Below are 25712 nucleotides of genomic sequence, written 5' to 3'. Positions count from 1 at the left end.
TTTCCACAAGAGGCCGGCAAAGCGTCACAAGGATGTAATCGAACGCGCGCAGACCGGGAGCGTCACCGTTGCACAACGAGGATGCTTAGGCACATGGCCTCATCGACCGAACCCCGGCGTTTCCGCACTTTGTTCGTCTCCGATATCCATCTTGGATCAAAGGCGGCGCGGGCGGACATGTTTCTCGACTTCATGCGCCGGCATGAAGCCGACACCTGGTACCTCGTCGGCGACATCGTCGACGGTTGGCGACTCAAGCGCATGTGGCACTGGCCACAAACCCATAACGACGTGGTCCAAAAGCTCTTGCGGAAAGCGCGCAAGGGAGCACGGATCGTCTACGTGCCGGGCAATCACGACGAATTCCTGAGAAGCTTTCCGGGGCAGCATTTCGGTGGAGTCGAGGTGCGCCAGAACGATGTGCACACGACCGCCGACGGTCGTCGGCTCCTCGTCATACACGGCGACGAATTCGATATCGTCGTCAAGAACTGGCGGCTCGTCGCCTATCTGGGCGACTGGGCCTATGACACGGCGATCGCGATCAATGTGCTCTTCAACAAGATTCGCCGACGCCTCGGCTTCCCGTACTGGTCCTTTTCGTCCTGGGCGAAGCTGAAGGTGAAAAACGCCGTCAGCTTCATCGGCGCCTTCGAGGAAGCGCTCGCCTCGGAGGCTGAACGCCATGGCTGCAACGGCGTCATCTGCGGTCACATTCACCATGCCGAGCTGAAGAGTTTCGGCGGCATCGAATACGTCAACACGGGCGATTGGGTGGAGAGCTGCACCGCTGTCGGCGAACATTTCGATGGCACGCTCGAACTGATCCGGTTTGCCGACGTGCTGCGCGAGGAGCATCTGTCGGGCAATGTCCACAAGCTTCCGCTTCGGTTGCAAGCCGCCGAAAAGCAGCGGGGGGAGGCTGCGTGATGGGCCGCTATCTGATCGCGACAGACGCCTGGGAACCGCAGGTCAATGGCGTCGTGCGCACGCTATCCCAGCTGGCGAAAACGCTCCGGCGGCGTGGCCATGTGGTGGAGATGGTATCCCCGTCCGACTTCCGCACCGTTCCGTGTCCATCCTACCCGGACATACGGTTGGCTCTTGCGACGAAGAATGCGATGCGGCGGCGGATCGAGGCGTTCGAGCCGACACGCATCCACATTGCGACCGAGGGCCCGATCGGCAGCGCGGCCCGCAAGGCGGTTCTGGAACTCGGCATGAGCTTCACGACGAGCTTCCATACCCGATTCCCGGAATATTTGCGGGAACGCGCACCGATCCCGACGGCGTGGTCCTACGCATATCTGAGGCGCTTCCATCGTCCGGCGAGCGCAGTGCTGGTGCCGACCCAGACCATGTGCAACGAACTCGAAGAGCGCGGTTTCCGCAATACGCTCACCTGGACCCGAGGCGCGGATCGTTCCCAGTTCCGCCCGATGGACCCGTTGATGCTGGACCTGCCGAAGCCGATCTTCCTCACGGTTTCGCGGCTTGCGCCCGAGAAGAACATTCCGGCCTTTCTCGACCTCGATCTGCCCGGCAGCAAACTCGTCGTCGGCGATGGTCCGAGCCGGGCCGATCTGATGGCGCGGTATCCCGACGTCCATTTCGCCGGAATGCAGACCGGCGAGGTGCTGGCCCGATATTATTCTTCCGCCGATGTCTTCGTCTTCCCTTCCAAGACCGACACGTTCGGGATCGTTCTGATCGAGGCGCTTGCCTGCGGAGTTCCGTTTGCCGCGTTCCCCGAACCTGGACCGGTCGATGTTCTCGGAACATCAGAGGCTGGCGCGATCGGCGCGGACCTGAAGGACGCCTGCATGCGGGCGCTCAAGCTCAAGCGCCAGGACGCGCTCGATCGCGCCCAGGATTTCACGTGGGATGCCTGCGCGGACATCTTCCTTGCGGCATCGGACGATGGAGTTGGAGCCCGTCCGGCAAGTCATGGCGTTCCGACGTCCATTGGGCCGCTCGATGCACGGATGACAGCATAATCAGTGTCCGGGCGCTATCTTCTTGGTTGCGACCGCTGATATCGGCCACGTTCGCGAAATCCGTATGGTCGCTCCGCGATGACGGATTTCAGAGGTTCTCCCGCGCCACGCGGGCTTCGATGCCATCCCCGGCTGGATCAGCCGGATACGGTATCACCTGTGCGTCCGGTAGAGTCTTGCGCTGCGGGCAAAGCTCCGTCATGCCGGTGCCATGGAAGCGCAAAGTGAATCAGGCCTTTCAAGGCAACCGATCGAGATCGTGGATCCGGACGACCCGCGGATCGCCGTCTTTCGGGATATTCGCGAGCGCGACATCACCGGTCGGAACGGCTTCATCGCCGAAGGCTCGGTGGTGCTCGACCAGCTTGCGTTGAGCGAACGGTTCCGTCCAAGCGCGGTTCTCGTCCTTCGCAACAGGCTTGAGGGGATCGCCGAGCGACTTCAGCGCTTGCCAGCGGATTGCCCGATCTATCTGACCGAACGGAATGTGATCGATCGGATCGCCGGTTTTCCGATGCATCGGGGCGTGTTGGCCCATGGGATCGACAGGATGCCGGAGCGTTCCGCCCTTAAGGTGCTCGATGGCGCAAGGCGCCGGCCCGGCCCAGTTCTGCTCGCCGCCGGCATTGCCAACCACGACAATATGGGCGCTCTCTTTCGCAATGCCCGCGCCTTCGGCGTGTCCGCGATGCTCATCGACGAGACGAGCTGCAATCCGCTTTACCGCAAGGCCTTGCGGGTCTCTGTCGGCACTGTGCTGACTGAAGATTGGTGTCGGGCCGGCAACGCCGATCAGCTCGTCACAGCGGTCGATGAGGCCGGTTATACGCCCATCGCCCTGACGCCGAAGGCCGAGCACACGCTCGCCGATCTCGACCCTACCGAACGCTTTGCCCTTGTCGTCGGTGCGGAAGGCCCCGGACTTCCCGAGGCGATCTTGCGGCGCATGCGCGGTCTGCGGATCGCGATGGAGCCTGATGTCGACAGCCTGAATGTCGCGACAAGCGCCGCGATCGTGCTCTCGCGTCTCTACGAGGCAAGGCGACCGGTCTCAATTCCGGCCGGTATCAGCTGAAGCGCTCGATCAGGCGCTTTTCGATGCGTCTGTAAAGGTCGCGATAGGCATCGAGAATCTGCTGGCGGGTACCCGTTGCGACCGACGGGTCCGGCATCGGCCAGAATTCGACGTCCGAATAGCTCGCGCCCATCGTATCGAGCGCCAGATGGTGGGCTTCCGGCGCCATGGTGATTACAAGATCGAAATATCCATCTTCAAGGTCTTCGAAGAGATGCGGCTCGTGCCCGCCGAGATCGAGGCCGTTCTCTTCCAGAACCACGTCGACGAACGGATCGCGCTCGCCGGCCCTCACGCCGGCCGAGGCGATATAGGTGCCGCGCGGCAGGATGCGCGAGGCGATCGCAGCGCCCATGGGCGAGCGAATCGAATTCATGCCGCACATAAAAAGCACAGATGTGACGCGCTCGGCCCCACTGTCCGCCATGGCTAGAGTTCCGCCCTCATCGCGCCGAAAAAGGCGGCGGGAGGTCCGAGATTCAAAACGGGAACCAACAGATCAAGCCCGCCGCTGGAGGGCGCAGATCAGGGTGAAAAGCCGGCGCGCGGTGTCCTTGTCGACTTCGATCTTCCCCGCGAGGCGCTCTCGCAACGTCTCCGAACCATCGTTGTGGATGCCCCGGCGCCCCATGTCGATCGCCTCGATCTGCTGCGGCGTGGAGGACCTGATCGCTTCATAATAGCTGTCGCATATCATGAAGTAGTCCTTGATCACCTTTCGAAACGGGGTGAGCGAAAGGATATGCGTGACGAGCTTCTCGTCCTCCTCGTTGCGAATATCGAAGACGAGGCGCTTGTCCACGATGGACAGCTTGAGCTTGAACTTGCCGCCATCCGGCGCGCCGACCGGATCGAACTGATTTTCCTCGATCAGGTCGAAGATCGCGACATTGCGCTCGTGTTCGATATCGGGTGTCGTGCGCCCGATGCTTTCGTCGAGTTCGACATCGATCAGCCGCCCGTGGGTATCGTCAGCCATTATCGCTCTCTCGCCCCGATAGGTTTACGCGTATGCCGACCGAGCGGCCGTGGGCATCCAGACTCTCGATCCGCGCCAGTTCCATGGCCGCTGGCGCCAGGGCCTTGAGCTGGTCCGGTCCGAGCTTCAGGATCGACGTGCGCTTCACGAAGTCGAGGACCGAAAGGCCTGAGGAAAAGCGCGCCGACCGTGAGGTCGGAAGCACATGGTTCGATCCGCCCACATAATCGCCGATGACCTCGGGCGTATAGCGGCCGAGAAAGATCGCGCCGGCATTCACGATGCGCTCCGAGATCGCCTCCGGTTCGTCGGTCGCGATCTCCAGATGCTCCGCCGCGATCCGGTCAGCGAGCGCCGGTGCCTCATCGCGCAGCGAGCGGACGGTGATGATCGCTCCGTTGTCCTCCCAGCTCGCCCGCGCCACTTCGGTTCGCGGCAGGCTTTGAAGCTGGTGCTCGACCTCGCTCTCAACCTCGCCGGCAAAATCGGCGTCGTCGGTGATGAGGATCGACTGGGCCGCCTTGTCGTGCTCGGCCTGGCTCAGGAGATCGGCGGCAATCCATGCCGGGTCGTTCTCGCCATCGGCGATCACGAGGATTTCCGAAGGCCCCGCGATCATGTCGATGCCGACCCGGCCGAAAACCTGCCGTTTCGCCTCGGCCACATAGGCATTGCCGGGACCGACGATCTTGACGACCGGCTCGATCGTCTCGGTGCCATAGGCGAGCGCGGCGACGGCCTGCGCCCCGCCGATCCGGTAGATTTCGTCGATCCCCGCAAGATGGGCGGCAGCGAGCACGAGCGGATTGAGCACGCCGTCCTTGGCGGGCGCGACCATGACGATGCGCTTGACGCCCGCGACCTTCGCCGGCACCGCGTTCATCAGCACCGAGGACGGATAGCTTGCCGTGCCGCCGGGTACATAGAGCCCGACCGATTCGACGGGGGTCCAGCGGCTGCCGAGCTCGACACCGAGACTGTCGGTATAGTGATCGTCCTTGGGGCGCTGGCGCTCATGGTGGGAGCGGATGCGGTCATGGGCGGTGCGAAGCGCGTCCTGCGTCGTTTCGCCGGCATTTTTCCAGGCCGCCTCGATATCCGCACGCGGCACGCGAAGCGCCTCCGCACTGCGGACATCGAGCTTGTCGAAGGTCTTGGTAAGTTCGAGGAGGGCGACGTCGCCGCGCTCCCGAATATCGGCAATGATCCCGCGCACCCGGTCGCCGACATCCGTCGAGGCGTCCCGCTTGCCGTCGATCAGCGCGGCGAAGCGCGCTTCGAAATCCGGATCGGCGATGTTGAGCCGCTGCGGCACTTGTCTCTCAAACTCCTCGTTCGGGTCGCGAACAGGCCGGGCCGGCTCTCGTCATGGGAGGCCCGGTCATATGACAGTTTCTCGATAGCTTGCCGGCCCGTCTGCCGCAACGGTCTGCGATAAACGCTGCCAATTTAGGCAGATCGCCTCAGGATGCTCCGACAGGCGAACGTTTGCGTTCGATCACGCCCATTTCGTCGGCTTCGCGGGCCCGGCGAAGGGCTTCCTCGGCTTCGGTCGCTTCGCGCTGCATGGTCCACATTTCGGCATAGAGTCCATCCATGGCGAGAAGCTCGCGATGGCTGCCGCGCTCGACGATCTCGCCGGCCTTGAGCACGATGATCTCGTCGGCGCCGATCACCGTGGAAAGCCGGTGCGCGATGGTCAGGGTCGTTCGATCCTTCGAAACGAGGTCGAGGGCGGACTGGATATCCTTTTCCGTATGGGTGTCGAGCGCGCTTGTCGCCTCGTCTAGGATCAGGATCGGCGGGGCCTTGAGGATGGTGCGTGCAACGGCAACGCGCTGTTTCTCGCCACCGGACAGCTTGAGCCCGCGTTCGCCGACCATCGACTTGAACCCGGCCGGCAGCGACCGGATGAAATCTCCGATCTGGGCGAGATCAGCCGCTCGCTGAACCTCTTCCTCCGAGGCGTCGGTTCGGCCATAGCGGATGTTGTAGGCGATCGTGTCGTTAAAGAGCACGGTATCCTGCGGCACGATGCCGATGACCGAGCGCACGCTTTCCTGCGTCACCCGCGAAATGTCCTGTCCGTCGATGGTGATGCGGCCGGAGCCGACGTCGTAAAAACGGAAGAGAAGCCGCGAGATCGTGGATTTTCCCGCGCCCGATGGGCCGACGATGGCGATGGATTTGCCGGCCGGCACCTCGAAGGAGACGCCTTTGAGGATTTCGCGGTCCGGATCGTAGCCGAAGCGCACGTCCTCGAAGCGGATCGTGCCGTCGGTCACGGTGAGAGGCGGAGCGTCCGGCCGATCCTTCACCTCTGCCTGAACGGACAAGAGGTCGAACATCGCCTCGATATCCGTCAGCCCCTGACGGATCTCGCGATAGATCGAGCCGATGAAATTCAACGGGATGGAAAGCTGCATCAGCATGGCGTTGATGAAGACGAAGTCGCCCAGCGTCTGGGTGCCGGCCCTGACCGCGAGGGCCGACATCACCATCACGGTGCCCATGCCGAGGCCGAAGATGATGCCCTGGCCGAAGTTCAGCCAGCCGAGCGACGTCCAGATGCGGGTGGCCGCAACCTCGTATTTGGCCATGGACTCGTCGAATCGACGTGCCTCCATCTCTTCGTTGCCGAAATATTTGACGGTCTCGAAGTTGAGGAGCGAGTCGATGGCCTTGGTGTTCGCCTCGGTATCGGAATCATTCATCTTCCGGCGTATGGCGATGCGCCAGTTGCTCGCCTTGATCGTGAACCAGGCATAAAGGCCGATCGTGAGCGCGATGACGACGATATAGGCGACGCCGTAGGAAAAGCCGAAGATGAGGGCGACAAGCGCGAATTCCAGGATCGTCGGCAGCGTGTTGAGGATCGTGTAGCGCACGATCGACTCGATGCCTTTCGTGCCGCGCTCGATGATGCGCGAGAGCCCGCCCGTGCGCCGCTCCAGATGGAAGCGCAGCGAAAGACGGTGCATGTGAACGAAGGTGCGATAGGCGAGACGGCGCACAGCATACTGGCCGACGCTGGCGAACAGGGCGTCGCGCGCCTGGTTGAGGCCGACCGAGATGATCCGTGCGACATTGTAGGCGACGACGAGCGTGACCGCGCCGGCGAGAATGATCGGCAGCCAGTCCTGGGTGGTGTTGGCACCGTCGAGAGCGTCCGTCGCCCATTTGTAGAAATAGGGGACGCCGACGGTCAGGAGCTTGGCGGCTACGAGAAAGAGGCCGGCGATGACCACCCGGCGTTTCAGGTCCGGTCGGTCGTCGGGCCACATATAGGGCCACAGGTTTTTGATGGTCGACAGCGTCTTGCCGCTATCGCCGGAGACTGTCCGTTGCTGGGAGGACAATTGGCTGCTCGAGGTCTTGAAGGCAGGGTCGGGGCGAGATCGAAGACGCCAGACGCGTCCTCACATTAGAATAGGTCTAAGTGGGCCCTTGCAGCTCGAGCGTCAATCTCAAAGGCGGCGATAAGTCGGAAGAGGGGGGCGAGCTAGTTCTCTTGGCCCGGTAGAGACATGTTCCGTGAACTGGCTTTCGAGGGCATCTGGAAAACCTGACCCGGATAGATCAGATGGGGATTTCGGATCTGATCGCCATTGGCGAGATAGATGACCGTGTAGCGCGTTCCCTCGCCGTAATTGTCCCGCGAAATGCGCCAAAGCGTATCGCCCTTGCGGATGAGGACGCGGCCAGTGCGCGATTCAAGCGGCGCCTGGATACGGGTCGGCACGGAATAGTCCTTGCGCCGGTCGTTCTCGCGGTTCGTCTGCTCCTCCTCGCCGCTGGCATTGGTCTGCTGGTCGGAACCCGCCGGATCGCTTTGGCGGCTCTGTTGGTCCTGCGTTTCCGTCGAGGTGGTCGTCTCCTGGTCTCTGGCGCTGTCTGACTTTGGACCGCTCTCGCTCTCGGCCCCCGATGAAGGGCTGACTTCCTGGCTGCCGCTGTTCGCCGCGTTGCCATCGGGGGCGGCAGACGGCGAGGGCTCGTCGTTTTCCCCGGAAGGATTGGAACTGGAGACGTCTGCCTTCCGCTGATCATTAGACGAGGTGGGCCGGGCGAGGGAGTCGACCAAAGCTTCGCCGGTTGGCTGAGAGCCGGCGGTTGATTGCTCTTCGGCGGATGTGTTCGGCGTCGTCCGATTGCCGGAGTGCTCGCTTCCAGACCGGCCGCTCGCATCGTCCGACGCACCATCTTCGGCATTGTTTCGGGCCGGCGGTTCGGCTGCATCTGCTGGGGACGAGGCCATGTCGGCGCCCGAAGATGTTCGGTTTTCAGCTGAACTCGGCGCCGAAGATGATTCAGTCTCTTGTGCCTCGTCTGCCTCGGGCGGGCCGGTCTCGTCGCTACGCCCCAGCGAAGGCGAAACCGCCGACATGGAGCCCATATCGGGCCGACTGAATGGCACGGCGACGCGCGCGGCGACAGCGCCGCTTTTATCGAGCTGGTCGACACGCACCGTGTGGTCTCCGACCGCGATCGAACTTGCCGCTTCGATCAGGAAGCGGCCGGCCCGGCCTGGACCGGTCTCCGCAAGGAGCGCGTTGTCGAGATAGACCCGAATCGTTGAACCACCCGGAGCGACGCCTGCAATGAAGATGCGTTCACCGTCGATTTCGATCGCCTCGACGCGAAGGGCATTCGGATTGTCTTGCTGAGCAGGTGGCGCCGAAGCCGGTTCGTCTCGCGGGAGGAGGACCGTCTCTTGCGTTTCTCCTGAAGCCTTGCTTGTCGGTGCCGGGTTTTCGCCTTCCGACATGTCGGAACCGCTCGACGATGAGACATCCTCGCCGCCGCTTTCTGCGGCTGATGTGCTCTCTTTGCTGGCCTCATCGACCTGCGATGTCGCGTCATTGCCGCTTTCGGCTGTGACCGAAGCTGGCGATGCTCGCCGATCTTCTGTCGGCGCGGATGAGTCCGCCTGCCTGGAACTCTCGCCGGACCCCGAAGCGCCTCGCGGTGTCTCTGTTCTGCTTCCTGAAGTGTTCGTATCACTGCCGCTGGATGGGTCGGCGACGGGGATGTCGATGAGACGCGAGGGCGCGTCCGGCGATTCGACGAGGGCCAGCAACTGATCTTCCTGTCCCCGGTCGGGAACGTCGATGATGGCTGTTTCCTCGGACACCGTCTGAGTGCCGTCTTCGGTTTCGGATACGAGCTTGATGGCGTGGGCGCCGGTGGGAAGGCCCTCTGAGAGGATCACCACGAAGTCGCCGCTCGGGCCGGACTTGTCGGAGCCGAGGCGCGTTCCGCCATCGTCGAGCGTGATCGTGCTGTTTGGCGGTCCCTTGCCGGCGACGACCATGGAGCCATCGGGTTCGACGCGCAGCACGTCGAAGCGCAGGCCTTCGCTTGCAGGCAACCCGTTTCCGCCGCCTTGGCTGGGGGTGAGCGGAAGCATGACGGCGTCGCTATCGCTGTCTTTGCTGGACCCGGCAGCTGCGCCTTGTGCCATCGATGTTGCGGCGTCCCCGCCGACTGGGTTCGCCGCGCCATCGGGCGTATCGGCCGATGCCGAAACACCGCTCGATCCGGCTTGCGATTCAGGAGAGCCGTCGTTGTCCCGTTGGCTGCTCGCGGTCCCGGTGTTCCGGGACAAGCCACCGGTTTGCGGTGACGCCGTTTCCGCATCAGCCGCCTCCGTCTTGGGCTTTCGGGCTTCATCGCGTGCAGAACCCTGCGCTGCCTGACTCGCTGCAGATGACCCGGGTGAAGCAGCTGTCTTTTCCCCAGCGGCGGATTGAGGCGCTTCGCGCGTTGCCGCGTCTATCGTTTCTGGCGCTTCGGAGGGTGCTTCCGCTTCGTCGGCCGGAGGCGCATCAGCAGCACGCGTAGCCTCCAGCTCTGTTCCGGCCGGATTGGACGAACTCCCCGAGCCTCCCCCGGAAACCGCCAGCGTGTCAGCGGGTTCTTCTGACGTGCCCACCGTCTCGGGGGCTCGTGAAGCGGACGCCCGCGCCTGCTTCTGGGTCTCGGTGTTGGCAGCGGCAGTGTTTGAGACCTCTCCAGTATTGGTTTCTGTGCCCTCACTCTGCTTGGAAAGATTATCGGGGTTCGGTGTTTCTGCCGCAGCTGGCGTCGTTTCAGCTGGTGCGTCTTCTTGATCTTTCGTGTCGGAGGCGTTGCCGTCCGCTACAGGCATCGGCTCCGTTCCTTCCTCGGGTGGCGAGAACCGATCAAAGGCGCGCTGGGCTATCGTTCGCAGCTCCGCGCGTTCGCTTTCCAGCATATCCCAATAGCCGGCCACGATGCCGCCGATGATCATGAAAAATGCGACGAGGATACCGAGAATTTTGCTTTTCATGATATCTTTAGACTAATTTTACTATTTTCCCACGCGCTCTTGACTTTGGTCTTATCCGTTCCCTTCAACTCTCACAAGTTGGCGGCATGGACTGCATCGCAGGCGACGAAGACTGCGCTCTGGACTGTGTCAGATGCTCCGTCTGTCGTACTTCGATGGGGTGCTGAACCGATAAGCCGCATGGGAAGGGCTGCATAAGTGCCGCATGCGGCTTATGTTGTAGGAAAACGCAACCACCGAACCCACGGCACCATCACTTTGCACATCATCGATTCGATCCGAAACGCGCTCGTTCCTGTCCATCGCGCAGGCTGGCCGTTCGTCGCCGGTTTCTTCATCGCCTCGCTTCTCATTGGTCTCTTGTGGGAGCCGCTCTTCTGGATCGGCCTCGTCCTGACCGCCTGGTGCGCGTATTTCTTCCGTGATCCCGAACGCGTGACCCCGGTCTCGGACGATCTCGTGGTGAGCCCGGCTGATGGTCATGTCTCGCTTGTCGGGCACATCACGCCGCCGAAGGAGCTCGATCTCGGCGAAGAGCCGATGTTGCGGATCTCGGTCTTCATGAATGTCTTCGATTGCCATGTAAACCGTGCGCCGGTGGCGGGCGCTATACGGCAGATCGTCTACAGCAAGGGCTCGTTCAAGAACGCCGAACTCGACAAGGCGAGCGAGGTGAACGAACGCAACTCCCTCGTCATCGACAGCGTTCACGGCCCGGTCGGCGTGGCACAGATCGCCGGCCTCGTCGCGCGCCGCATCATCTGCTGGTCGAAGACCGGCGACGACCTTCAGACGGGCGAGCGATTCGGCCTGATCCGCTTTGGTTCGCGACTCGATATCTATTGTCCCAAGGGATTCGTGCCGAGGGTGGCCGAGGGACAGCGGGCGCTAGCCGGCGAGACGATCCTCGCGGAATTCGGCGAGGGACTTTCGACCTATCATGTGAGGCGTGGCTGATGTCGCTCGAAGATTTCTTCCCGCCGTTCGCGCCGGGCGAACCGGATGACGACGACGGCAAGTCGCGCCGCCGGCTGCCGATTCGCCAGATCGTGCCGAACCTCGTCACCATCCTCGCCATCTGCGCGGGGATGACCGGCGTGCGCCTTGCTTTCGAGGGGCGCTATGAGCTTGCCGTGGCGATGATCCTCGGCGCGGCCGTTCTCGACGGGATCGACGGCCGTATCGCACGTCTCCTCAAGGGGCAGAGCCGGTTCGGTGCCGAGATGGATTCGCTCGCCGACATCGTGAATTTCGGTCTTGCGCCGGGCCTCGTGCTCTACAGCTATATTCTGCACGATGCCGGGTCCTTCGGCTGGATCTGCGCGCTGCTCTATACGTCCGGCTGTGCGTTGCGCCTTGCCCGCTTCAACACGATGCTCGACGATCCGAAACGGCCCAAATGGCATGGGGCCTTCTTCGTCGGCGTCCCGGCGCCCGCCGGCGCGGGGCTTGCCCTTCTGCCCATGTATGTCGGCTTCATCGGGCCCGATCTCGGCGTGCCGGATTTCACGGCCGGCGTCTCGGCCGTCTATCTGGTCTTCGTCGGTCTCCTGATGTCGAGCCGCATTCCCACCTGGTCCGGCAAGGGCGCGGGGCTGCGCGTTCCGCGTAGCTATGCGATCCCCATCATTCTCGTCACCGTTCTTTATGTGGCGACACTGATCAGCTTTTTCTGGGAAACGCTGACGGTGACCGCGTTCTTCTACTTTGTTTCGATCCCGTTTTCCTGGCGTGAATTCCAGAAGCGGACGAGGCGCGACGAGGAACTTGCGGCAAGACGGGAGTCCACGGCACCAGCCGAGGGCTGATGGTCCGGTCGTGAGGCGAGGGCGGCGAGTTACGCCGCCAGCGCTTCCTTCAGGTTCGGCGTCGCGACAGCAGCCATGATCTGGCGCATGGTGACGCGGCTGATGGTCTTGCCGTTTTCGGTGACGAGGGCGCTGGTGACATCGGCCTCGCTCATCAGCCGGGCGGTGGTCTCGATGATCGAGCCCTTTTCGACGGTCAGACCTGTCGCGTCTGCGCCCGCAGGTGGCGCCTCCATGATCGTTTCGACCTGGACCACGCGGCCACGGTTCACCTCCTTGACGAAGGATTCGATGTAGTCGTCGGCGGGTTTGAGGACGATTTCCTGAGCCGTTCCCTGCTGGATGATCTCTCCATTCCCTGCTGGATGATCTCTCCATCGCGAAGGATCGCGATCTTCTCGCCGAGCCGCAGTGCTTCGTCGAGGTCGTGGGTCATGAAGACGATCGTCTTCTTGAGGTCTTTCTGGAGATTGAGGAGGACGCCCTGCATATCCGTGCGGATGAGCGGATGAGCGGATGAGCGGATCGAGAGCGGAGAATGCCTTGTCCATCAAGAGGATATCGGCGTCCGTCGCGAGCGCGCGGGCAAGTCCGACGAGCTGTTGCATGCCGCCGGAAAGCTGGGCCGGATAATTCTCCTCGTAACCGGCAAGGCCAACGCGTTCGATCCAGCCCATCGCGCCATCGCGCTGCTCCTTGGCGGATTTTCCCATGACCGCAAGACCGTAGGCGACGTTAGCGATCACCGTCTTGTGGGGCAGGAGGCCAAAGCGCTGGAACACCATGGAGATCCGATGCCGACGGAACTCGCGAAGCTCCTTGGGCGACATCTTGAGGACGTCGTCGTCTCCCACATAGACCTCACCCGCCGATGGCTCGATCAGGCGGTTCAGATGGCGGATGAGGGTCGATTTTCCCGATCCCGAAAGCCACATCACCACCTGAATGGCGCCCGCCGGCATGTCGATATTGATGTCCTTCAAGCCGAGGACATGGTTGTGCTCGGCGAGGAGGTCGGCATCGCATCGCGCCCGGAAGGAGGGAGGCGGAGCAGTCATAGCCCTCTTCGAGAATGATCTTGTCGATCGCCGCCATGACCTCTGCCGAGGCCCAGTTCATGTTCGAGATCGTCACGTCGCATTCCTGGGCGGATGCCGATGGTGCAGCGCCAAAGAGCCCGGCGGCCAGAATCGTCGATGCGAAGAGCAGTTTCTTGGTTTTCACCTGCGTCAGGTTGTCAGAAAGTCTTTGCGAGAGTCTGGGGGGTAAAGCAGTGAATGATTAAGCAGTCTTTCTCGATCGAGACCTGCGTTTCATTCCATGGCTGCCATGTCTCCCCTCATGAGCACGGCGGCGATACCAGGACAGTCTTTTCGATAAGCCAAGTCAATTTGCGAACCGTGCGGGAGTTGCAGATCGCCTGAAAGACCAGGTCGAGAAAGACTTCTCCCTGGAGGGGTTCAATAAGCGGTCAGGGTGTTGTATTGTGCACCGCACAAATTGAGGCGCTCCGACGCGCCGCAACGAGACGGCACGTGATCTCCGCCGCGTCAAAACGACCCTATGTTGTGACGAATGCCGGGATCGTCGGCGTTTCCCCGGCTTTACGTGTTTGTTCGAAGCGGACGCGTAACGTGCCCAGAAAGGACTGACCCATCATGCGCGACCAGGAGACTATGGACTTCTGTCTCGAACCGGACATCGAGGACAAGGCCGACCCGGCGGATGCCGACTGGCTGTCCGCCGATCCCGTTGCGGCCTTTTCCAGCGTCCTCACCCTCTGGCATCTCACGCCCTTCGTCCTGGCGGCCCGCGTGCCAAAACTCGTCGCCGAAACGGGAACCTATTCCGTGTTCGAACGCGACGAGACGCGTCTTGCGATAACCGAGAAGATCGGCGCTGCTCTTGAGGGCGCAGTGGCGTTCCAGGTGCAGTTCAGCGCTTCGATGCTTGCGTTGCAGGCGGCGGTTCTGGAAGGCAAATTCGCCCCGGGCGCCTATTTCGAAGGTTTTGGCGAGCTTCCCTCGACAGCCCTCAAACCTTTTGTCAGCCGGCTTCAGGCGAACGCCGACCGTTTGTCCTGACCCAGCGCACAAGAATTGGCCGATGGTGTCTGGTGCTAACCGAACAGTAACCCTTGCGATCTAGAAGGAAGTCAGACGGCAAGGTGAGCTTGGTCAGGGTTCTGCGTCCCAGGCACCCTTGCCGTCGACTTCCAGGCCTCTGGGCGGCTTCGTCCCGCCCGACGCCGAAACTTCAAGCCGCGTGGCTCTCTGCGCCGCGCCGAGACAGGCCTTGTTCTGCCGATTCGTTTCCCGTTTTGCGGAGTACGGATTATTCTCTGCGGCCTGATGGAATGGGCATCGATGTCCGGCTTTATCCTTGTCCTGCCACCGCGATGGCGTAGGATAGGGTTCGGCCAAGTCCCTGATTTCCATGGAAATGCTTGAGGCCGGTTGCAAAGGCGGTATCCGCACGATTGACCCAAGGAACGAAGACGACAATGAGTTCGGTGAGACGACGCAAATCGGCCTTGCCGAACTAGCCAGAAGAACACCTGAGACAGGAAAGGAGCGTTACGCTGGTCAGAGCCTTCGTCCTTTTCGGCGGTCTTCTTGTCGCTGCGCTGTTCGTCGCCTTGATCGCGCCGCTCTTCATCGACTGGTCTGTCTACCGGTCCGATTTCGAGCGTGAAGCGAGCCGCATTCTCGGCCGTGAGGTTCGCGTCGAAGGCGAGGCTACGGCGCGTCTGCTGCCCTTTCCGTCGGTTACGTTTCAGGACGTCAGCGTTGCCGGCGCCAGAGCGGATGAGCCCTTCCTGACGATCGACGAATTTCGGATGAATGCGGAGCTTGCGCCCTATCTGTCCGGCGAAATCCGCATCTTCGCGATGGCTCTCGAAAATCCTGTTCTCCGCATTGGCGAAGAGGGCCTTTCTCTTCCCCGCCCATCGATCCCGACGCGTGCGCAAATCGTGCTGGAGGACATCGATGTCTCGAACGGCACGATTCTCTTCGCCGAGCACAGCAATCTTATCGATGCGGGCGTTTCCCGCCTTACCGCGATCAATGGTCAGTTCTCGGCGGGCAGTCTTTCCGGTCCCTTCGAAGGGGCTGGCGCATTCTTCATCGACGGCCGGGAGGTCACGTTCAGGATGGACGCCGGCACTGCGGATTCTGCCGGCAGCACCGCGTTGCGCGTCTCGTTCCAGAGCGAAGACGTCTCGTCCGAATTGGATCTCGATGGACGGATGCTGACGGCCGATGGTCCCGCTCGCTTCGAAGGACAGATGACCTATCGCCAGCCCCTTGCTGACAAGGCCAGCGATGACGGGGAGGCGGAAAGTGTCTTTGCCGTTCTTCAGGGTGAGCGCGCGAGCGATGGTGGTCAGATCGAAGGTTTGCGCGGTTCGGTCTCCGGTGCGACAGGCGAGCGCAAGACACCGCCCATGCGGGCCAGCGGCTCGATCGAGATTACGGCTGATCGCGCGGTCAGCGAGGCCCTCAGGGTCGAGGTCGGCGCTGACGGCCAACCCTACGTCCTGGCCGGTCGAGGAGAGCTCTTTGTCCGCAATGGCGCACCCGGTTTCACGGTGGCGCTTGAAGGCGAGAGTTTCGACGTCGACGAGCTCGCCCGCAGGCAGCAGGCGTTCGCAGCGTCCAAGGAGCCCGCCTATCACAATCTGTCAGAGCGGCTGGAGGGTGTGCGTGACATCCTGCGTGAAATTCCAAAGCCCCACATCGACGGCGTTATCCAGCTGTCCCTACCAGTCGTCACGATTGGTGATACGACGCTGCGAAGCCTGTCCTTCCGAGCGATGCCGGCCTCGAATGGCTGGTTGCTCGATGGCTTGAGCGTCGAGCTTCCGGGCCGCACCCGGGTCGAGGCCGATGGCGTGTTGCGGCTTGACCCGGCTCTGGGCTTCAGGGGCGACCTTTTGGTCGCATCGCGCCAGCCGTCGGGCCTGTCCGACTGGCTGACCGGCGATGTCGATCCGGTGATTCGCGATCTCGAAAGGGCAGGTTTCTCCGCCAGTGTCGATCTCGGTCCTGCGCGGCAGACCTTCCGCGATCTGGAAATCGATCTCGACGGCAGCACGCTGACCGGCATGATCGAGCGCGTTTCGAACGATGCCGGCGGGCGTCTGACAGCGCGGTTGACGGGCGGTGAGACCGATCTCGAAGCCTTGCGCGCATTGGGCGCCATGGCGACCGGCTCGCAAACGCCGATGACGAGCGTTTCGCGCTACGACATCGCTCTTGATGCAGGACCCGTTGAGTACGGAGCCTTCGAGGCGGACAGGGTCGATGCGGACTTCCTTTACGATGGCACGGTGCTGGCGATCGCCAAACTCGATGTCGACGGTCTGGCCGGCGCTTCCTTTTCCGGAACGGGCCAGTTTAGTGGTCTCGGTGCGGACGCCGAGGGCAAGATCGAGCTGGATCTGAATTCCGATGATCCTGCGCAATTCCTCGCTTTTCTCGATCGCGTTCTTCCCGAAACGCCGCTGATCGAGGTTCTGCGCTCGCGCGGGAGTGCACTCGGCCCCCTCGCGCTGTCAGGAGAAATCGAATCGATCGAACGCGGGACAGGCTCGCCGACACTTCTGATCCGGCTGGATGGCACCGCCGCAGAAACGAATATCGATTTCTCCGCCGCCATCGAGAACGGGTTCCGGGCCCTGCAGCTGAGCGGCCGGATCGGCCTCGATCTGCGGCTGGAGACCGATCGGCCGGCGGCGCTTCTGACCCAACTCGGACTGCCGGCGCGCGAAACCGCGATCGAAGGGCCGCTCGAACTCGAAACCTCGATTTCGGCGTCAGCCCGTGGCCCTGCGGTGGTCAGCGCGACATTGCGCACGCCCCAGACGGAAGGTGATCTGGAAAGCGTTCTCGATCTCACCGATCACGGCGTCGAAAATGTTGACGCGAGCGTCCGGCTGTCGAGCCAATCTCTCGGCCCCTGGCTCGATGCATTCGATATCGATGCCGCGCTGAGCGAAGAGACGCGTGCCGATCTTGACGCCGATCTTGTCGCAAGTATCGGCTATTCCGGCGATCGCTGGCAGGTATCGGAGCTCTCTGGCTCGCTCGCCGGGCAGGCGCTTGAAGGCGATCTCGAAATCTCTGATGGCGATGGCATCACCGGCCGGCTGAGCGCCGACCGGCTCTCGCTTCCCTGGCTCGCGCGGCTGGTCTATGGCGTCGACCCGCTCGGGGCGGGCGATCAGATCTGGTCTACCGCTCCCTTCACGTCTTCCCTTTTGCCCGATGTCCCGGTTTCCATCAGTTTGAGAACCGGACGGGCCGATATCGGCGATCTTCAGATCGACGAGTTTTCGGCTGCCCTCTCGTCGTCGGCGCGTGAGCTTTCGCTGACTGGCATCTCGGGCCGCGTTTTGGGCGGCGATATCGCCGGCGATCTCATGGTTCGCAATCTCGATGGTCTCGGCAGCTTCAGCGCCGATCTGAGGGGCGACGAGCTTCGGGTATCAATGATCGCGCCAGGGCTTGCCGGCGATGGCGACAACTCCGATCTGACCGTGACAGCCAAGCTCGATGGGACCGCACAATCGGCCGAGGGCCTGATATCGGCAATGGCAGGGGCCGGCGAGGTGACTGCTGTCGGGCTTGTTATTCCCGGTGTGCCCTCCGCGCCGATGGACGCGCTTCTCGCCGCGGCGGATGGCGAGAATTTTTCGGCGGACGAGGATACCCCGGGAGCCTTCGACACGATCTCCAAGGATGAAGCTTTCCAGATACCGCGCCTTGTCAGCGGGTATTCCGTCAACGCAGGAACGGTGATCCTGCCGCCTGTGACGGTTTCGGAGACTGGCAGCGATCTGACGATGTCCGGACGGCTCGATCTTTCCGATTTCGATGTGGACGCCGATCTGCGTCTGGAGATCGATCCCGGTGATGCGGCTGTCGAAGGGGCACAGCCGGAGGTGCGCTACACGCTGAAGGGGCCGTTCACGGCGCCGCTGCTCGAAAGGAACGATACCGTTCTTGCCAATTATCTGGCCGTTCGTGCCCTCGAACGCGAGCAGGCCCGTGTCGAGGCCATGCAGGAGCGGCTGGAGGAAACGCTGCGGCTCCGCCGGGAGACGCGATTCTATCGCTGGCTCGACCGGAGACGCGAGGAGAAAAGCGCGCCGGCCCTGGAACCTCAGGGCGAAGCCGCCTCGCAGGACGCGGCCGTGCCGGCTCCGGAGGCGCGCGCGGAACAGGCACCGCCGCCGAAAGTCGTGCCGGCTGCATCGGATGCCGATCCGCCAAAAAACACCAGCGAACCGAAGCTCGATTTCGAAAACGCTGGGGATGGGTCAGGCCCGGCGGCGCCGGATTCATTCGAACGTCCACCAGGCGTCAGGGACCCCTTGTCCCTCGGATTTTGAAACCGATCGATTGATCGGCATGAACCGACCGCCGCTCAGGCGCTCAGGGAAGTTTTTTCTTCTGGTTCCAGCGATCGTGAAACCACATCCACTGTTCGGGATATTCGCGCACCCAGCCCTCGACCACATCGTTGAGCGCCTGACAGCTGGCTGCGATATCGATCTCGCCATCGGTGCCGCGCGGTAGTTCGAGCCGTGGCTGGAGTTCCAGCCGATAGCGTGACTTGTCGAGGCGGATGCAGCGCGCCGGATAGACCTCCGCGCCGTATTGACGGGCGAGTTTCGGGAGAAGCGGATTGGACTTGCAGGGCAGGCCGAAAAAGTCCGTCGTCACGCCGCGCCGAAATTTCTGATCGACGAGAACGCCGACCGAGCCGCCGCCCTTCAAAATGCCCGCGAGAGCCCAGGTCGCACCTGTCTTTGAGGGGACGAGATGTCCGCCGGCCGTGTGCCGGGCAGCCAGAACCCGCTCGGCGACATAGCGGTTGTTCGGCTGACGGAAGAGGGCTGTGAATTCCAGATCGTAGGATGCCGCGCCGATCGGAAGAAGCTCGAAACAGCCCATATGGCCGGTGAAGAAGATGAATGGACCCTTTCGATCCCTCAGCTCGATGAAGGTCTCGATGCCCTCGACCTCGATCCGGCCTGTGTTGGGCCGCGAATCGTCGAAGTCGAAGAGATCGTCCAGAAAGACGAACTCGGCCGCCATGCGACCGATATGGCCCCAATTGCTCCGGGCCGTGGTCTCGATCCAGCGATCGTCCTTCTCGGGAAAGGCGCGCTTGAGATTGTGCACGGCGAGCTTGTGGCGCGGCGTAAACGGGCCCAGCGTGCGGGCGACACGATCGGCGAGCCAAAGCCCGGTTTCCGGCGGCAGGATGCGCACGATCGAGAGGAGGGCGAAGAGGATCTTCGCAATCAGCCAGTCGGTGACGCGCTTCGTGCGAAGCGCCAGTTTCATGAAGCGTGGATTCATGATGCTATGGATGCGGCGGGCCGCACGATCAGGCGTCGCTCATTTTCAGGATGACTTTGCCGAAGACCTGACGGCCTTCCATCCGCTTGAGGGCGACCTCGATCTCGTCCATTGTCACCTCGGTGTCGATGACCGGATGGACGATACCCCGGGCGATCTTCTGCATGGCGTTGGCCATGTTCTCCATCCGGCAGCCGAAGGAGCCGAAGAATTTCAGCTGCTGCTGGAAGAGCATCATGAGGTTGATGTCGGTCGAAACGCCGGAGGTCGAGCCGCAGGTCACCAGCCGACCACCGCGCTTCATGCACAGCATGGAGCCGGCGAAGGTGTCCTTGCCCACATGCTCGAAGACGACGTCGACGCCTTTCTTCTTCGTCAGCTTGCGGGTGACGCCCTCGAACCGGTCTTCGCGATAGTTGATGACGTGATCCGCACCGAGGGTCTTGGCCCTCTCGACCTTGTCGTCGGACCCGACCGTGGTGATGACCGTGCAGCCGATCTTCTTGGCTAGCTGGATCGCCACCGATCCGATGCCCGAGCCGCCCGCATGGATGAGGATCGTCTCGCCGGGTTCGAGCCTGGCGTTGTCGAAGAGCATGTGCTCGACCGTGCCGAAGGTGACGGGCGCGAGCGCCGCGCCGACCGCATCGCAGCCGGGAGGTGCGGGGACCAGAAGCCGGGCTGGAAGATTGACGTATTCCTGGGCGAACCCGTCGAGATGGAACCCGTGGACGCCCGAGACATGCTCGCAGAGATTGTCACGGCCTTCGCGGCAGGGCTTGCAGAGCCCGCAGGTGCGCGCGCCATAAATCGAGACGAGTTGGCCGGGAAGCAGCGAGGACACGCCCTGACCGAGCGCGGTCACGACGCCAGAGGCCTCCGCGCCGATGACGAGCGGCATCTTGCGCTTGGCAAACGCCATGCCGCGCCAGCCCCAGACATCGATATGATTCAGGGCAACCGTCGCGACCCTTACCGTAACCTCGCCAGGCCCCGGCGCTTCCGGTTCGGGCAGATCGACGATCTTGAGGTCCTTGTCACCGACAAGCTGAAGTGCGCGCATGCCGCAGGCTTTCGTTCTGAATAAAGGTTTCGCGCGAGGGCTCTATCAGTTCGCGCGGCCGAAGACGAGGCAGGCGTTCTGGCCGCCAAAGCCGAACGAGTTCGACAGGACGGTGCGGATCTCGGCCTTACGGGCTTCGTTCGGCACCACATCGAGTTCGATTTTCGGGTCCGGCACTTCGTAATTGATCGTCGGCGGCAAAACGCCTTCGCGCAAGGAGAGGATCGAGAACACCGCCTCGATTGCGCCGGCGGCGGTCAGGGTGTGGCCAATCATCGACTTGTTGGACGAGATCGGCGTCGAGGCGAGAGCGTCCCCGAAGACAGCGGCAAGGCCGGTCGCCTCCATACGGTCGTTCTCAGGCGTCGAGGTGCCGTGGGCGTTGATGTAGTCGATATCGTCGGGGGTGAGGCCGGCATCCTCGATGCCAGCCTTGATGGCCCCGATGATCGGCGAGCCATCGGGCTTGGAGCGCGTGCGGTGGAAGTCGTCCGCCCGCTCGCCGCAGCCGAGGATGAGACCATGAACCTTCGCGCCGCGCGCAAGGGCGCTGTCGAGAGATTCGAGCACCAGCGCGCCCGCGCCTTCGGCCATGACGAAGCCGTCCCGATCCTTGGAGAAGGGCTTGGAAGCCTTCGCCGGATCGTCGTTCGCCGTCGAAAGTGCGGAGAGCAGCGAGAAGCGAATCAGGGATTCCTGGCTGATCGAGCCATCCGTCCCGATGCAGATCGCGCGCGCCGTCTCGCCGCGCCGGATCGCCTCGACGCCGAGCTGGATGGCGCTTGCGCCGGAGGCACAGGCCGTCGAGAGGGTGATCGGCAGACCACGGGTGCCGAGACGATCGGCCAGAAGTTCGGAAATCCGGCTGCACTGGGTGGAATTGTAGATCGCGCGGTCCGGATGTTTGCGGGCGATCTCAAGCAGGCGCTCATAGCTGGCGTCCTCGCGCGCAGCGCCATCCTTGCCGTCGAGCGCAAGGCGGAAGCGCCATTCCATCTCGACCGGAGGGGCTGCGAGGAAAAGCGGACCGCCGAAATCGTCGTCCGGGAAGCCTGCCATGGTGACGGCTTCCGCGCCGGCGGCTTCCGCCATCGCGTAAGACAGGTCGACGGAGCTTGCGTCCTTGCCCAGCATGAAGTCGACGGAGCCGCTGATCGTCGTTCTCAGGCCCTCGGTGTCGAAACGCTCGATCCGGTGGATGCCGGACGTGCCGCTCGTCAACTTGGTCCAGTTTTCCTCGATGCCACGGCCGAGTGCGGACACGGCGCCGAGACCGGTGACAGCGATGATCGAACGTCCGAGGTGATCGCGAGTCTGTGTCGTCATTGTGCGAAACGTCTTTCTGCGGAAACGCGAAAAGGCATCAGTATCCGTCCACAGCTTCCAGATAACAGGCGCCCTCGGCATGAAGATGGCCGATCGACGTGACCAGTGCGCGCTTTGCAGCGGCGCTTTGCGCCCGCTCGTTCGCGGGATCGGTCGGCGTCAACATCGAGCCTCGCGACAAGGCACCGGCCGCGAGCGCGATACCGGCGGGAACATGGGCTTCGAAGGAATGGCCCATCAGAGAGCCATAGGCGATGCGCGCGGCATCCGGATAGGCCTTGTCGAGCGCCTCGATCTCGATGCGGGCATGATCGGCAATGCCGCTCGCGCCGGTGAGAAGGAGAAGGTCCGACATATCGATCTCGGGCAAGAGCTCGGCGAAGCGCCTGGCGGTCTTGTCCCCGTCACGCTTGCCGCGGTCACCGACGGCCGAGACGAGCTTGGCGTAAACCTTCGCGCCGCGCTTTTCAGCATGTTCCGGGGATTCGAGAATGAGGAACGCGCCGACGCTGCCGACGGCAATCCCATCCTTGCCCGCCTGACGCGCGAGCACCGGAGCCCATTCGCTTTTCAGCATAAGCTCGGCGAGATCGAAGTTAAGGATCAGGTCGCGCCGCTCTGCCGAAAACGAGCCGCCGACAAGCGCGATCTCGCTCTGGCCGGCCGCGATGCGCGCGCGCGTGGAATAAAGTGCGGAGATGCCGGCCGCTTCCTCACCCATGAAGGTGCGCGACGATCCGGTGACCTTCTGGACGATCGAGATATTGCCGGCGAGAAGGTTGGAAAGCTGGGCGAGAAAGAGCGTCGGCCGCAGCTCGGTCGAAAGGGTTTCGTTGATGACCCTTTCGGGCGCGTTCGTCTTGCGGGCGCGCTCCATGACCATCGCGTCGACCGACGTGTCGCGCTCACCGCCACCGGCGGCCACCACCATGTCGATTTCCGAGCGGACCCCTTCGTCGAACGGAATGCCCGCGTCTTCCAGGGCAAGACCCGCGGCATAGGTGCCGAGCTTCTGCCAGGTGTCCATCTGGCGCTGGTCGCCGCGCTTGGGGATCTGCTTCGACCAGTCGATCTCCGGGAGCGGATGGACGGAGTAGGGGGCGTAGGCCTCGTGCTCGAGCACCGGCGCGGGCGCACTTGCCGAAAAATGCTCCAGATGCACGTCGAGCCCTTCCCCGAGCGAGGAGACAAGTCCGATGCCGGTCACGAGAACGTCGCGGGAAGTGTTGGACATGCTAGCTGGCCGAAGTGGTTGGTGCTTGAAAAAGACTGGGTTGGGTCCGACGGGCGGGCGTCTGATCGAGACGAGGTCAGGCGGCCTTTTCGGCGCGCAGCTCGTCGATCTTGGCGCAGAGGTTCTTCATGATGAAGTATTCCTCGGTCTCGACCTCGCCCTCGTTGACCTCCTGGGTCCACTTTTCCAGCGGGATCTTGATGCCGAATTCCTTGTCGATCGCAAAGACGATGTCGAGGAAATCGAGTGAGTCGATGCCGAGATCGTTGATCACATGGCTCTCGGGCGTAATCGTTTCCCGTTCGATTTCGCTCGTTTCGGCGATGATGTCGGCAACCTTGTCGAATGTGGACGACACTGGAGTCTCGCTTTTTTGTGAATGGAACCTGAAAATTCGAGCGAAGCTATAGGGAATCGGTTCGCCGATTGAAAGCGATCGGATGCCTTAAGGCTTTCTCATGTGGCCCGCTTGCTGCAGCCCTGTGACCGTTTGATGACGCATCGCGCCCGATATCGCCTCAACGCTCGGCGATCTGGGGGGCGTCGAAGCGTTCCGCGATGAGTGCGTCGATGCGTTCGCGCTCGAGGTTGAAGGTCGTGAGATCGTCGCCTGTGAGCACTGTTTCCGAGCCCACCTTGATGCGCATCGGATCGACCTTCTTGCTGTTGACCTCGATCTCGTAGTGAAGATGGTTGCCGGTCGAAAGGCCGGTCGAGCCGACATAGCCGATCACTTGCCCCTGAGTGACGCGCGCGCCGGGGCTGATCCCCTTGGCGAAGCCGGACTGGTGCGAATAGGACGTCACATAGCCATTGGCGTGCTTGATCTTGATATGTCGGCCATAGCCCGACTTCCAGCCCGCTTCGAGGATCGTCCCGCTCGCGGCCGCAAGAATCGGCGTTCCGCGCGGTGCCGCCCAGTCGACGCCCCAGTGGGGGCGGACATAGCCGAGGACGGGATGTTTTCGTCCGGTGGAGAAGGACGAGGTGAACCGGCCGCGGGGCACCGGCTTGCGGATCAGGAACTGACGGGCGCTGCGGCCTTCGCTGTCGAAATAGGATGCGTGATCGGCGCCATCCGGTTTGAAGCGATAGAGCCGCTTTTCCATGTCGCCGATTTCGAGATGCACGAAGAGGATGTCCGACCGCGAAGCGCCCTGGCCCTCGCGCGCTTCGTCCATAGTATAGAAGACCGACAGCCTGTCCGTCGGCGAGAGGCGTGCCTGCAGATCGACATCGCTGGCAATCGTGCGAACGAGCTCCTGACACATCATCGTGTCGAAACCATAGGCAAGACCCGCCTGGAATATGCCGTCGTAGATCGTCGGCATGTCGGAGCGGATCGGCGCCTCGCTTTCCCGCTCGTCGAAGATCGCCGCGACCGAGTCCGCCATTTCCGGCGCAAGACCCTCTTCGAAGATGTCGTCCTTGGTCTTGGCGATCGTGCCGAGATGTTTCTTGCCGCGATAGGCCGAGAGGCGGACGACCTCGCGCTTTTCGCCAGTGCTTTCGATGCCGAGACGCAGGGCATCGCCGGCCTTGAGCGCCGTATCGCCCAGAAGGTCGTCGAGGGCGGTGGCGGCCTCATCGCTTTCGATGCCGCGCTCGCTCAGACCCGCCAGGGCATCCTTGACTGGTTTGGCTTCTCGAAGGGGCAGGATTTCCTCGTAGAAGCGAGGATGCTCATTGGCCGTCTCCGAGGGCTCGAAGGAGACGTTTTCCTGGATGATGCGAAAGGCCGAGCCCGGCTCGTAGCCGTCGGCCTCGCTGGCAAAACCAAACCGGAACGGATCGACCCTCGAAAGGGATGCGACCTGAACCGGCTCGTTACTGAGGCCCGGCATCGCCTGGCGAACGAGCTGCTCTGCCGTCTCGGATGTCAGCGGCGGGGTGTTCTCGTAGGTCGATTCGTCGAACGAAAAGTCCGAAACCTTGAGGGTGATGTCGGTATCGACGCGCTCGCCGTAGATTTGGGTCGCCGCAAGAGAGAGACGATCCGAATCGTTGTTGGTGTCGGAGGCCGGCTCCTCCGCTTCCGACATGATGGCGAGCGGATTGAAGTCCGGATATTCCTGGCTCGTCGGATGACGGGCGGCCAGCAGCATGTTGACCAGCGCGAAGGGTTGGGTCGAGACGACGTCCCGATCGCCCTCTCTGACGATGGTCGAGAGTTCGACGACCTGATGGGAGCTTGCAAGGGGGAGGGCGGTCGCAATGACCCGCGCGCCCTTTTCCGCGACGTCCGCAACGTCCGCGAGTTGCGTCGCCAGCTGGCTCGGGCGCGAGACACCGGCGCCGCCTTCAAGGGCCGCCGACAGAGCGATACCCATGAGTGCGCTCGACGTCACGCCCGTCAGGAGCGTGCCGGCCAGCCAGCGAAGCGATACTTGTCTGCGATCGGGCTTGCGGCGACGGTCCACCAAAAGCGGTGGTTCATCGCCAAAAGCCGGCTTCGATTGGGCCAAGACCCCTCTTCCCCTCGAGCCAGTGTCGGTCAAAGGCATGTCGATCAAAAAAAGGGCAAAAGCAAGAAGCAGAGCGACG

General features: G+C 62.6%; 18 protein-coding genes and 2 pseudogenes. 7 read left to right on the top strand and 13 right to left on the bottom strand.

The genetic code is table 11. The features are described from left to right. The first annotated feature begins 93 nt into the window (after positions 1-93). From ABDX79_RS14115 to ABDX79_RS14105, 3 genes are all read left to right on the top strand, one after another. Complete coding sequence (locus tag ABDX79_RS14115; RefSeq protein WP_346220945.1) at positions 94-930, top strand: UDP-2,3-diacylglucosamine diphosphatase; 837 nt, start codon at positions 94-96, stop codon at positions 928-930. Beyond that, positions 930-1997 carry a glycosyltransferase family 4 protein gene (locus ABDX79_RS14110; RefSeq protein ID WP_346220944.1) on the top strand — a complete coding sequence of 356 codons (1068 nt, stop codon included), beginning with the start codon at positions 930-932 and terminating at the stop codon, positions 1995-1997. Before ABDX79_RS14115 ends, ABDX79_RS14110 begins: the two co-directional genes overlap by 1 nt. A gap of 259 nt (positions 1998-2256) precedes the next feature. Then, positions 2257-3072, top strand: coding sequence for a TrmH family RNA methyltransferase (locus tag ABDX79_RS14105; protein WP_346220943.1), 816 nt, complete (start codon positions 2257-2259; stop codon positions 3070-3072). Here the strand turns inward: ABDX79_RS14105 and ABDX79_RS14100 are convergent. The 5 genes from ABDX79_RS14100 to ABDX79_RS14080 all read right to left on the bottom strand — a co-directional run bounded on the left by ABDX79_RS14100 (position 3065) and on the right by ABDX79_RS14080 (position 10364). Beyond that, positions 3065-3499, bottom strand: a complete 435-nt coding sequence (locus ABDX79_RS14100) for an arsenate-mycothiol transferase ArsC (protein ID WP_346220942.1) — start codon at positions 3497-3499, stop codon at positions 3065-3067. The two genes, ABDX79_RS14105 and ABDX79_RS14100, sit on opposite strands and share 8 nt — an antisense overlap. A 72-nt stretch (positions 3500-3571) precedes the next feature. Then, entirely contained in the window at positions 3572-4051 is a 480-nt protein-coding gene (locus tag ABDX79_RS14095) for a UPF0262 family protein (protein WP_346220941.1), read from the bottom strand. Then, positions 4044-5366: a histidinol dehydrogenase gene (gene hisD, locus ABDX79_RS14090; RefSeq protein ID WP_346220940.1), complete on the bottom strand. Its 1323-nt coding sequence runs from the start codon at positions 5364-5366 to the stop codon at positions 4044-4046. The genes ABDX79_RS14095 and hisD overlap by 8 nt, the downstream gene beginning before the upstream one ends. A gap of 148 nt (positions 5367-5514) precedes the next feature. Beyond that, on the bottom strand, positions 5515-7410 hold the full coding sequence (locus tag ABDX79_RS14085) for an ABCB family ABC transporter ATP-binding protein/permease (protein WP_346220939.1): 1896 nt from the start codon (positions 7408-7410) through the stop codon (positions 5515-5517). Between the two features lie 143 nt (positions 7411-7553). Next, a complete protein-coding gene (locus ABDX79_RS14080; protein ID WP_346220938.1) occupies positions 7554-10364 on the bottom strand; it encodes a LysM peptidoglycan-binding domain-containing protein in 2811 nt (936 codons plus the stop codon). A gap of 258 nt (positions 10365-10622) precedes the next feature. On the opposite strand from ABDX79_RS14080, the gene ABDX79_RS14075 reads away from it, so the two are divergent. Continuing rightward, positions 10623-11321 carry a phosphatidylserine decarboxylase gene (locus ABDX79_RS14075; RefSeq protein ID WP_346221046.1) on the top strand — a complete coding sequence of 233 codons (699 nt, stop codon included), beginning with the start codon at positions 10623-10625 and terminating at the stop codon, positions 11319-11321. Further along, complete coding sequence (locus ABDX79_RS14070; RefSeq protein ID WP_346220937.1) at positions 11321-12172, top strand: CDP-alcohol phosphatidyltransferase family protein; 852 nt, start codon at positions 11321-11323, stop codon at positions 12170-12172. Before ABDX79_RS14075 ends, ABDX79_RS14070 begins: the two co-directional genes overlap by 1 nt. Positions 12173-12201: 29 nt before the next feature. On the opposite strand, the pseudogene ABDX79_RS14065 reads toward ABDX79_RS14070, so the two are convergent. Continuing rightward, positions 12202-13230 (bottom strand): annotated as a pseudogene (locus ABDX79_RS14065) (ATP-binding cassette domain-containing protein). Next, positions 13202-13396 (bottom strand): annotated as a pseudogene (locus ABDX79_RS14060) (ABC transporter substrate-binding protein); the annotation flags it as partial. The pseudogenes ABDX79_RS14060 and ABDX79_RS14065, both read right to left, overlap by 29 nt. A 434-nt stretch (positions 13397-13830) precedes the next feature. On the opposite strand from ABDX79_RS14060, the gene ABDX79_RS14055 reads away from it, so the two are divergent. Then, positions 13831-14256, top strand: a complete 426-nt coding sequence (locus ABDX79_RS14055) for a hypothetical protein (protein ID WP_346220936.1) — start codon at positions 13831-13833, stop codon at positions 14254-14256. Between the two features lie 473 nt (positions 14257-14729). Then, the gene (locus tag ABDX79_RS14050; RefSeq protein ID WP_346221045.1) at positions 14730-18569 is read left to right on the top strand and encodes an AsmA family protein; all 3840 of its coding nucleotides are present in this window, start codon (positions 14730-14732) and stop codon (positions 18567-18569) included. Between the two features lie 43 nt (positions 18570-18612). Here the strand turns inward: ABDX79_RS14050 and ABDX79_RS14045 are convergent, their stop codons facing one another. From ABDX79_RS14045 to ABDX79_RS14020, 6 genes are all read right to left on the bottom strand, one after another. Further along, a complete protein-coding gene (locus ABDX79_RS14045) occupies positions 18613-19530 on the bottom strand; it encodes a lipid A biosynthesis lauroyl acyltransferase (protein ID WP_346220935.1) in 918 nt (305 codons plus the stop codon). A 43-nt stretch (positions 19531-19573) separates the two neighbouring features. Continuing rightward, a complete protein-coding gene (locus ABDX79_RS14040; protein WP_346220934.1) occupies positions 19574-20608 on the bottom strand; it encodes a zinc-binding dehydrogenase in 1035 nt (344 codons plus the stop codon). Between the two features lie 45 nt (positions 20609-20653). Further along, positions 20654-21934: a beta-ketoacyl-ACP synthase gene (locus ABDX79_RS14035; RefSeq protein ID WP_346220933.1), complete on the bottom strand. Its 1281-nt coding sequence runs from the start codon at positions 21932-21934 to the stop codon at positions 20654-20656. A 37-nt stretch (positions 21935-21971) separates the two neighbouring features. Continuing rightward, a complete protein-coding gene (locus tag ABDX79_RS14030) occupies positions 21972-23168 on the bottom strand; it encodes a beta-ketoacyl-ACP synthase (protein ID WP_346220932.1) in 1197 nt (398 codons plus the stop codon). A 76-nt stretch (positions 23169-23244) separates the two neighbouring features. Then, positions 23245-23526, bottom strand: coding sequence for an acyl carrier protein (locus ABDX79_RS14025; protein ID WP_007065694.1), 282 nt, complete (start codon positions 23524-23526; stop codon positions 23245-23247). A gap of 160 nt (positions 23527-23686) precedes the next feature. Continuing rightward, positions 23687-25633, bottom strand: coding sequence for a M23 family metallopeptidase (locus ABDX79_RS14020; RefSeq protein ID WP_346220931.1), 1947 nt, complete (start codon positions 25631-25633; stop codon positions 23687-23689). Between the last annotated feature and the right edge of the window lie 79 nt (positions 25634-25712).

Origin of the sequence: Fulvimarina fulva (assembly GCF_039652615.1) — a bacterium.
Classification (GTDB): domain Bacteria; phylum Pseudomonadota; class Alphaproteobacteria; order Rhizobiales; family Rhizobiaceae; genus Fulvimarina.
This window is presented reverse-complemented; position numbering and strand designations above follow the sequence as displayed.

Bases quoted from the DNA above. Each gene is read 5' to 3' on its own strand.
- ABDX79_RS14115 (WP_346220945.1), top strand. From the start codon at position 94: ATGGCCTCATCGACCGAACCCCGGCGTTTCCGCACTTTGTTCGTCTCC.
- ABDX79_RS14110 (WP_346220944.1), top strand. From the start codon at position 930: ATGGGCCGCTATCTGATCGCGACAGACGCCTGGGAACCGCAGGTCAAT.
- ABDX79_RS14100 (WP_346220942.1), bottom strand. From the start codon at position 3,499: ATGGCGGACAGTGGGGCCGAGCGCGTCACATCTGTGCTTTTTATGTGC.
- ABDX79_RS14095 (WP_346220941.1), bottom strand. From the start codon at position 4,051: ATGGCTGACGATACCCACGGGCGGCTGATCGATGTCGAACTCGACGAA.
- ABDX79_RS14080 (WP_346220938.1), bottom strand. From the start codon at position 10,364: ATGAAAAGCAAAATTCTCGGTATCCTCGTCGCATTTTTCATGATCATC.
- ABDX79_RS14070 (WP_346220937.1), top strand. From the start codon at position 11,321: ATGTCGCTCGAAGATTTCTTCCCGCCGTTCGCGCCGGGCGAACCGGAT.
- ABDX79_RS14055 (WP_346220936.1), top strand. From the start codon at position 13,831: ATGCGCGACCAGGAGACTATGGACTTCTGTCTCGAACCGGACATCGAG.
- ABDX79_RS14045 (WP_346220935.1), bottom strand. From the start codon at position 19,530: ATGAAACTGGCGCTTCGCACGAAGCGCGTCACCGACTGGCTGATTGCG.
- ABDX79_RS14040 (WP_346220934.1), bottom strand. From the start codon at position 20,608: ATGCGCGCACTTCAGCTTGTCGGTGACAAGGACCTCAAGATCGTCGAT.
- ABDX79_RS14035 (WP_346220933.1), bottom strand. From the start codon at position 21,934: ATGACGACACAGACTCGCGATCACCTCGGACGTTCGATCATCGCTGTC.
- ABDX79_RS14030 (WP_346220932.1), bottom strand. From the start codon at position 23,168: ATGTCCAACACTTCCCGCGACGTTCTCGTGACCGGCATCGGACTTGTC.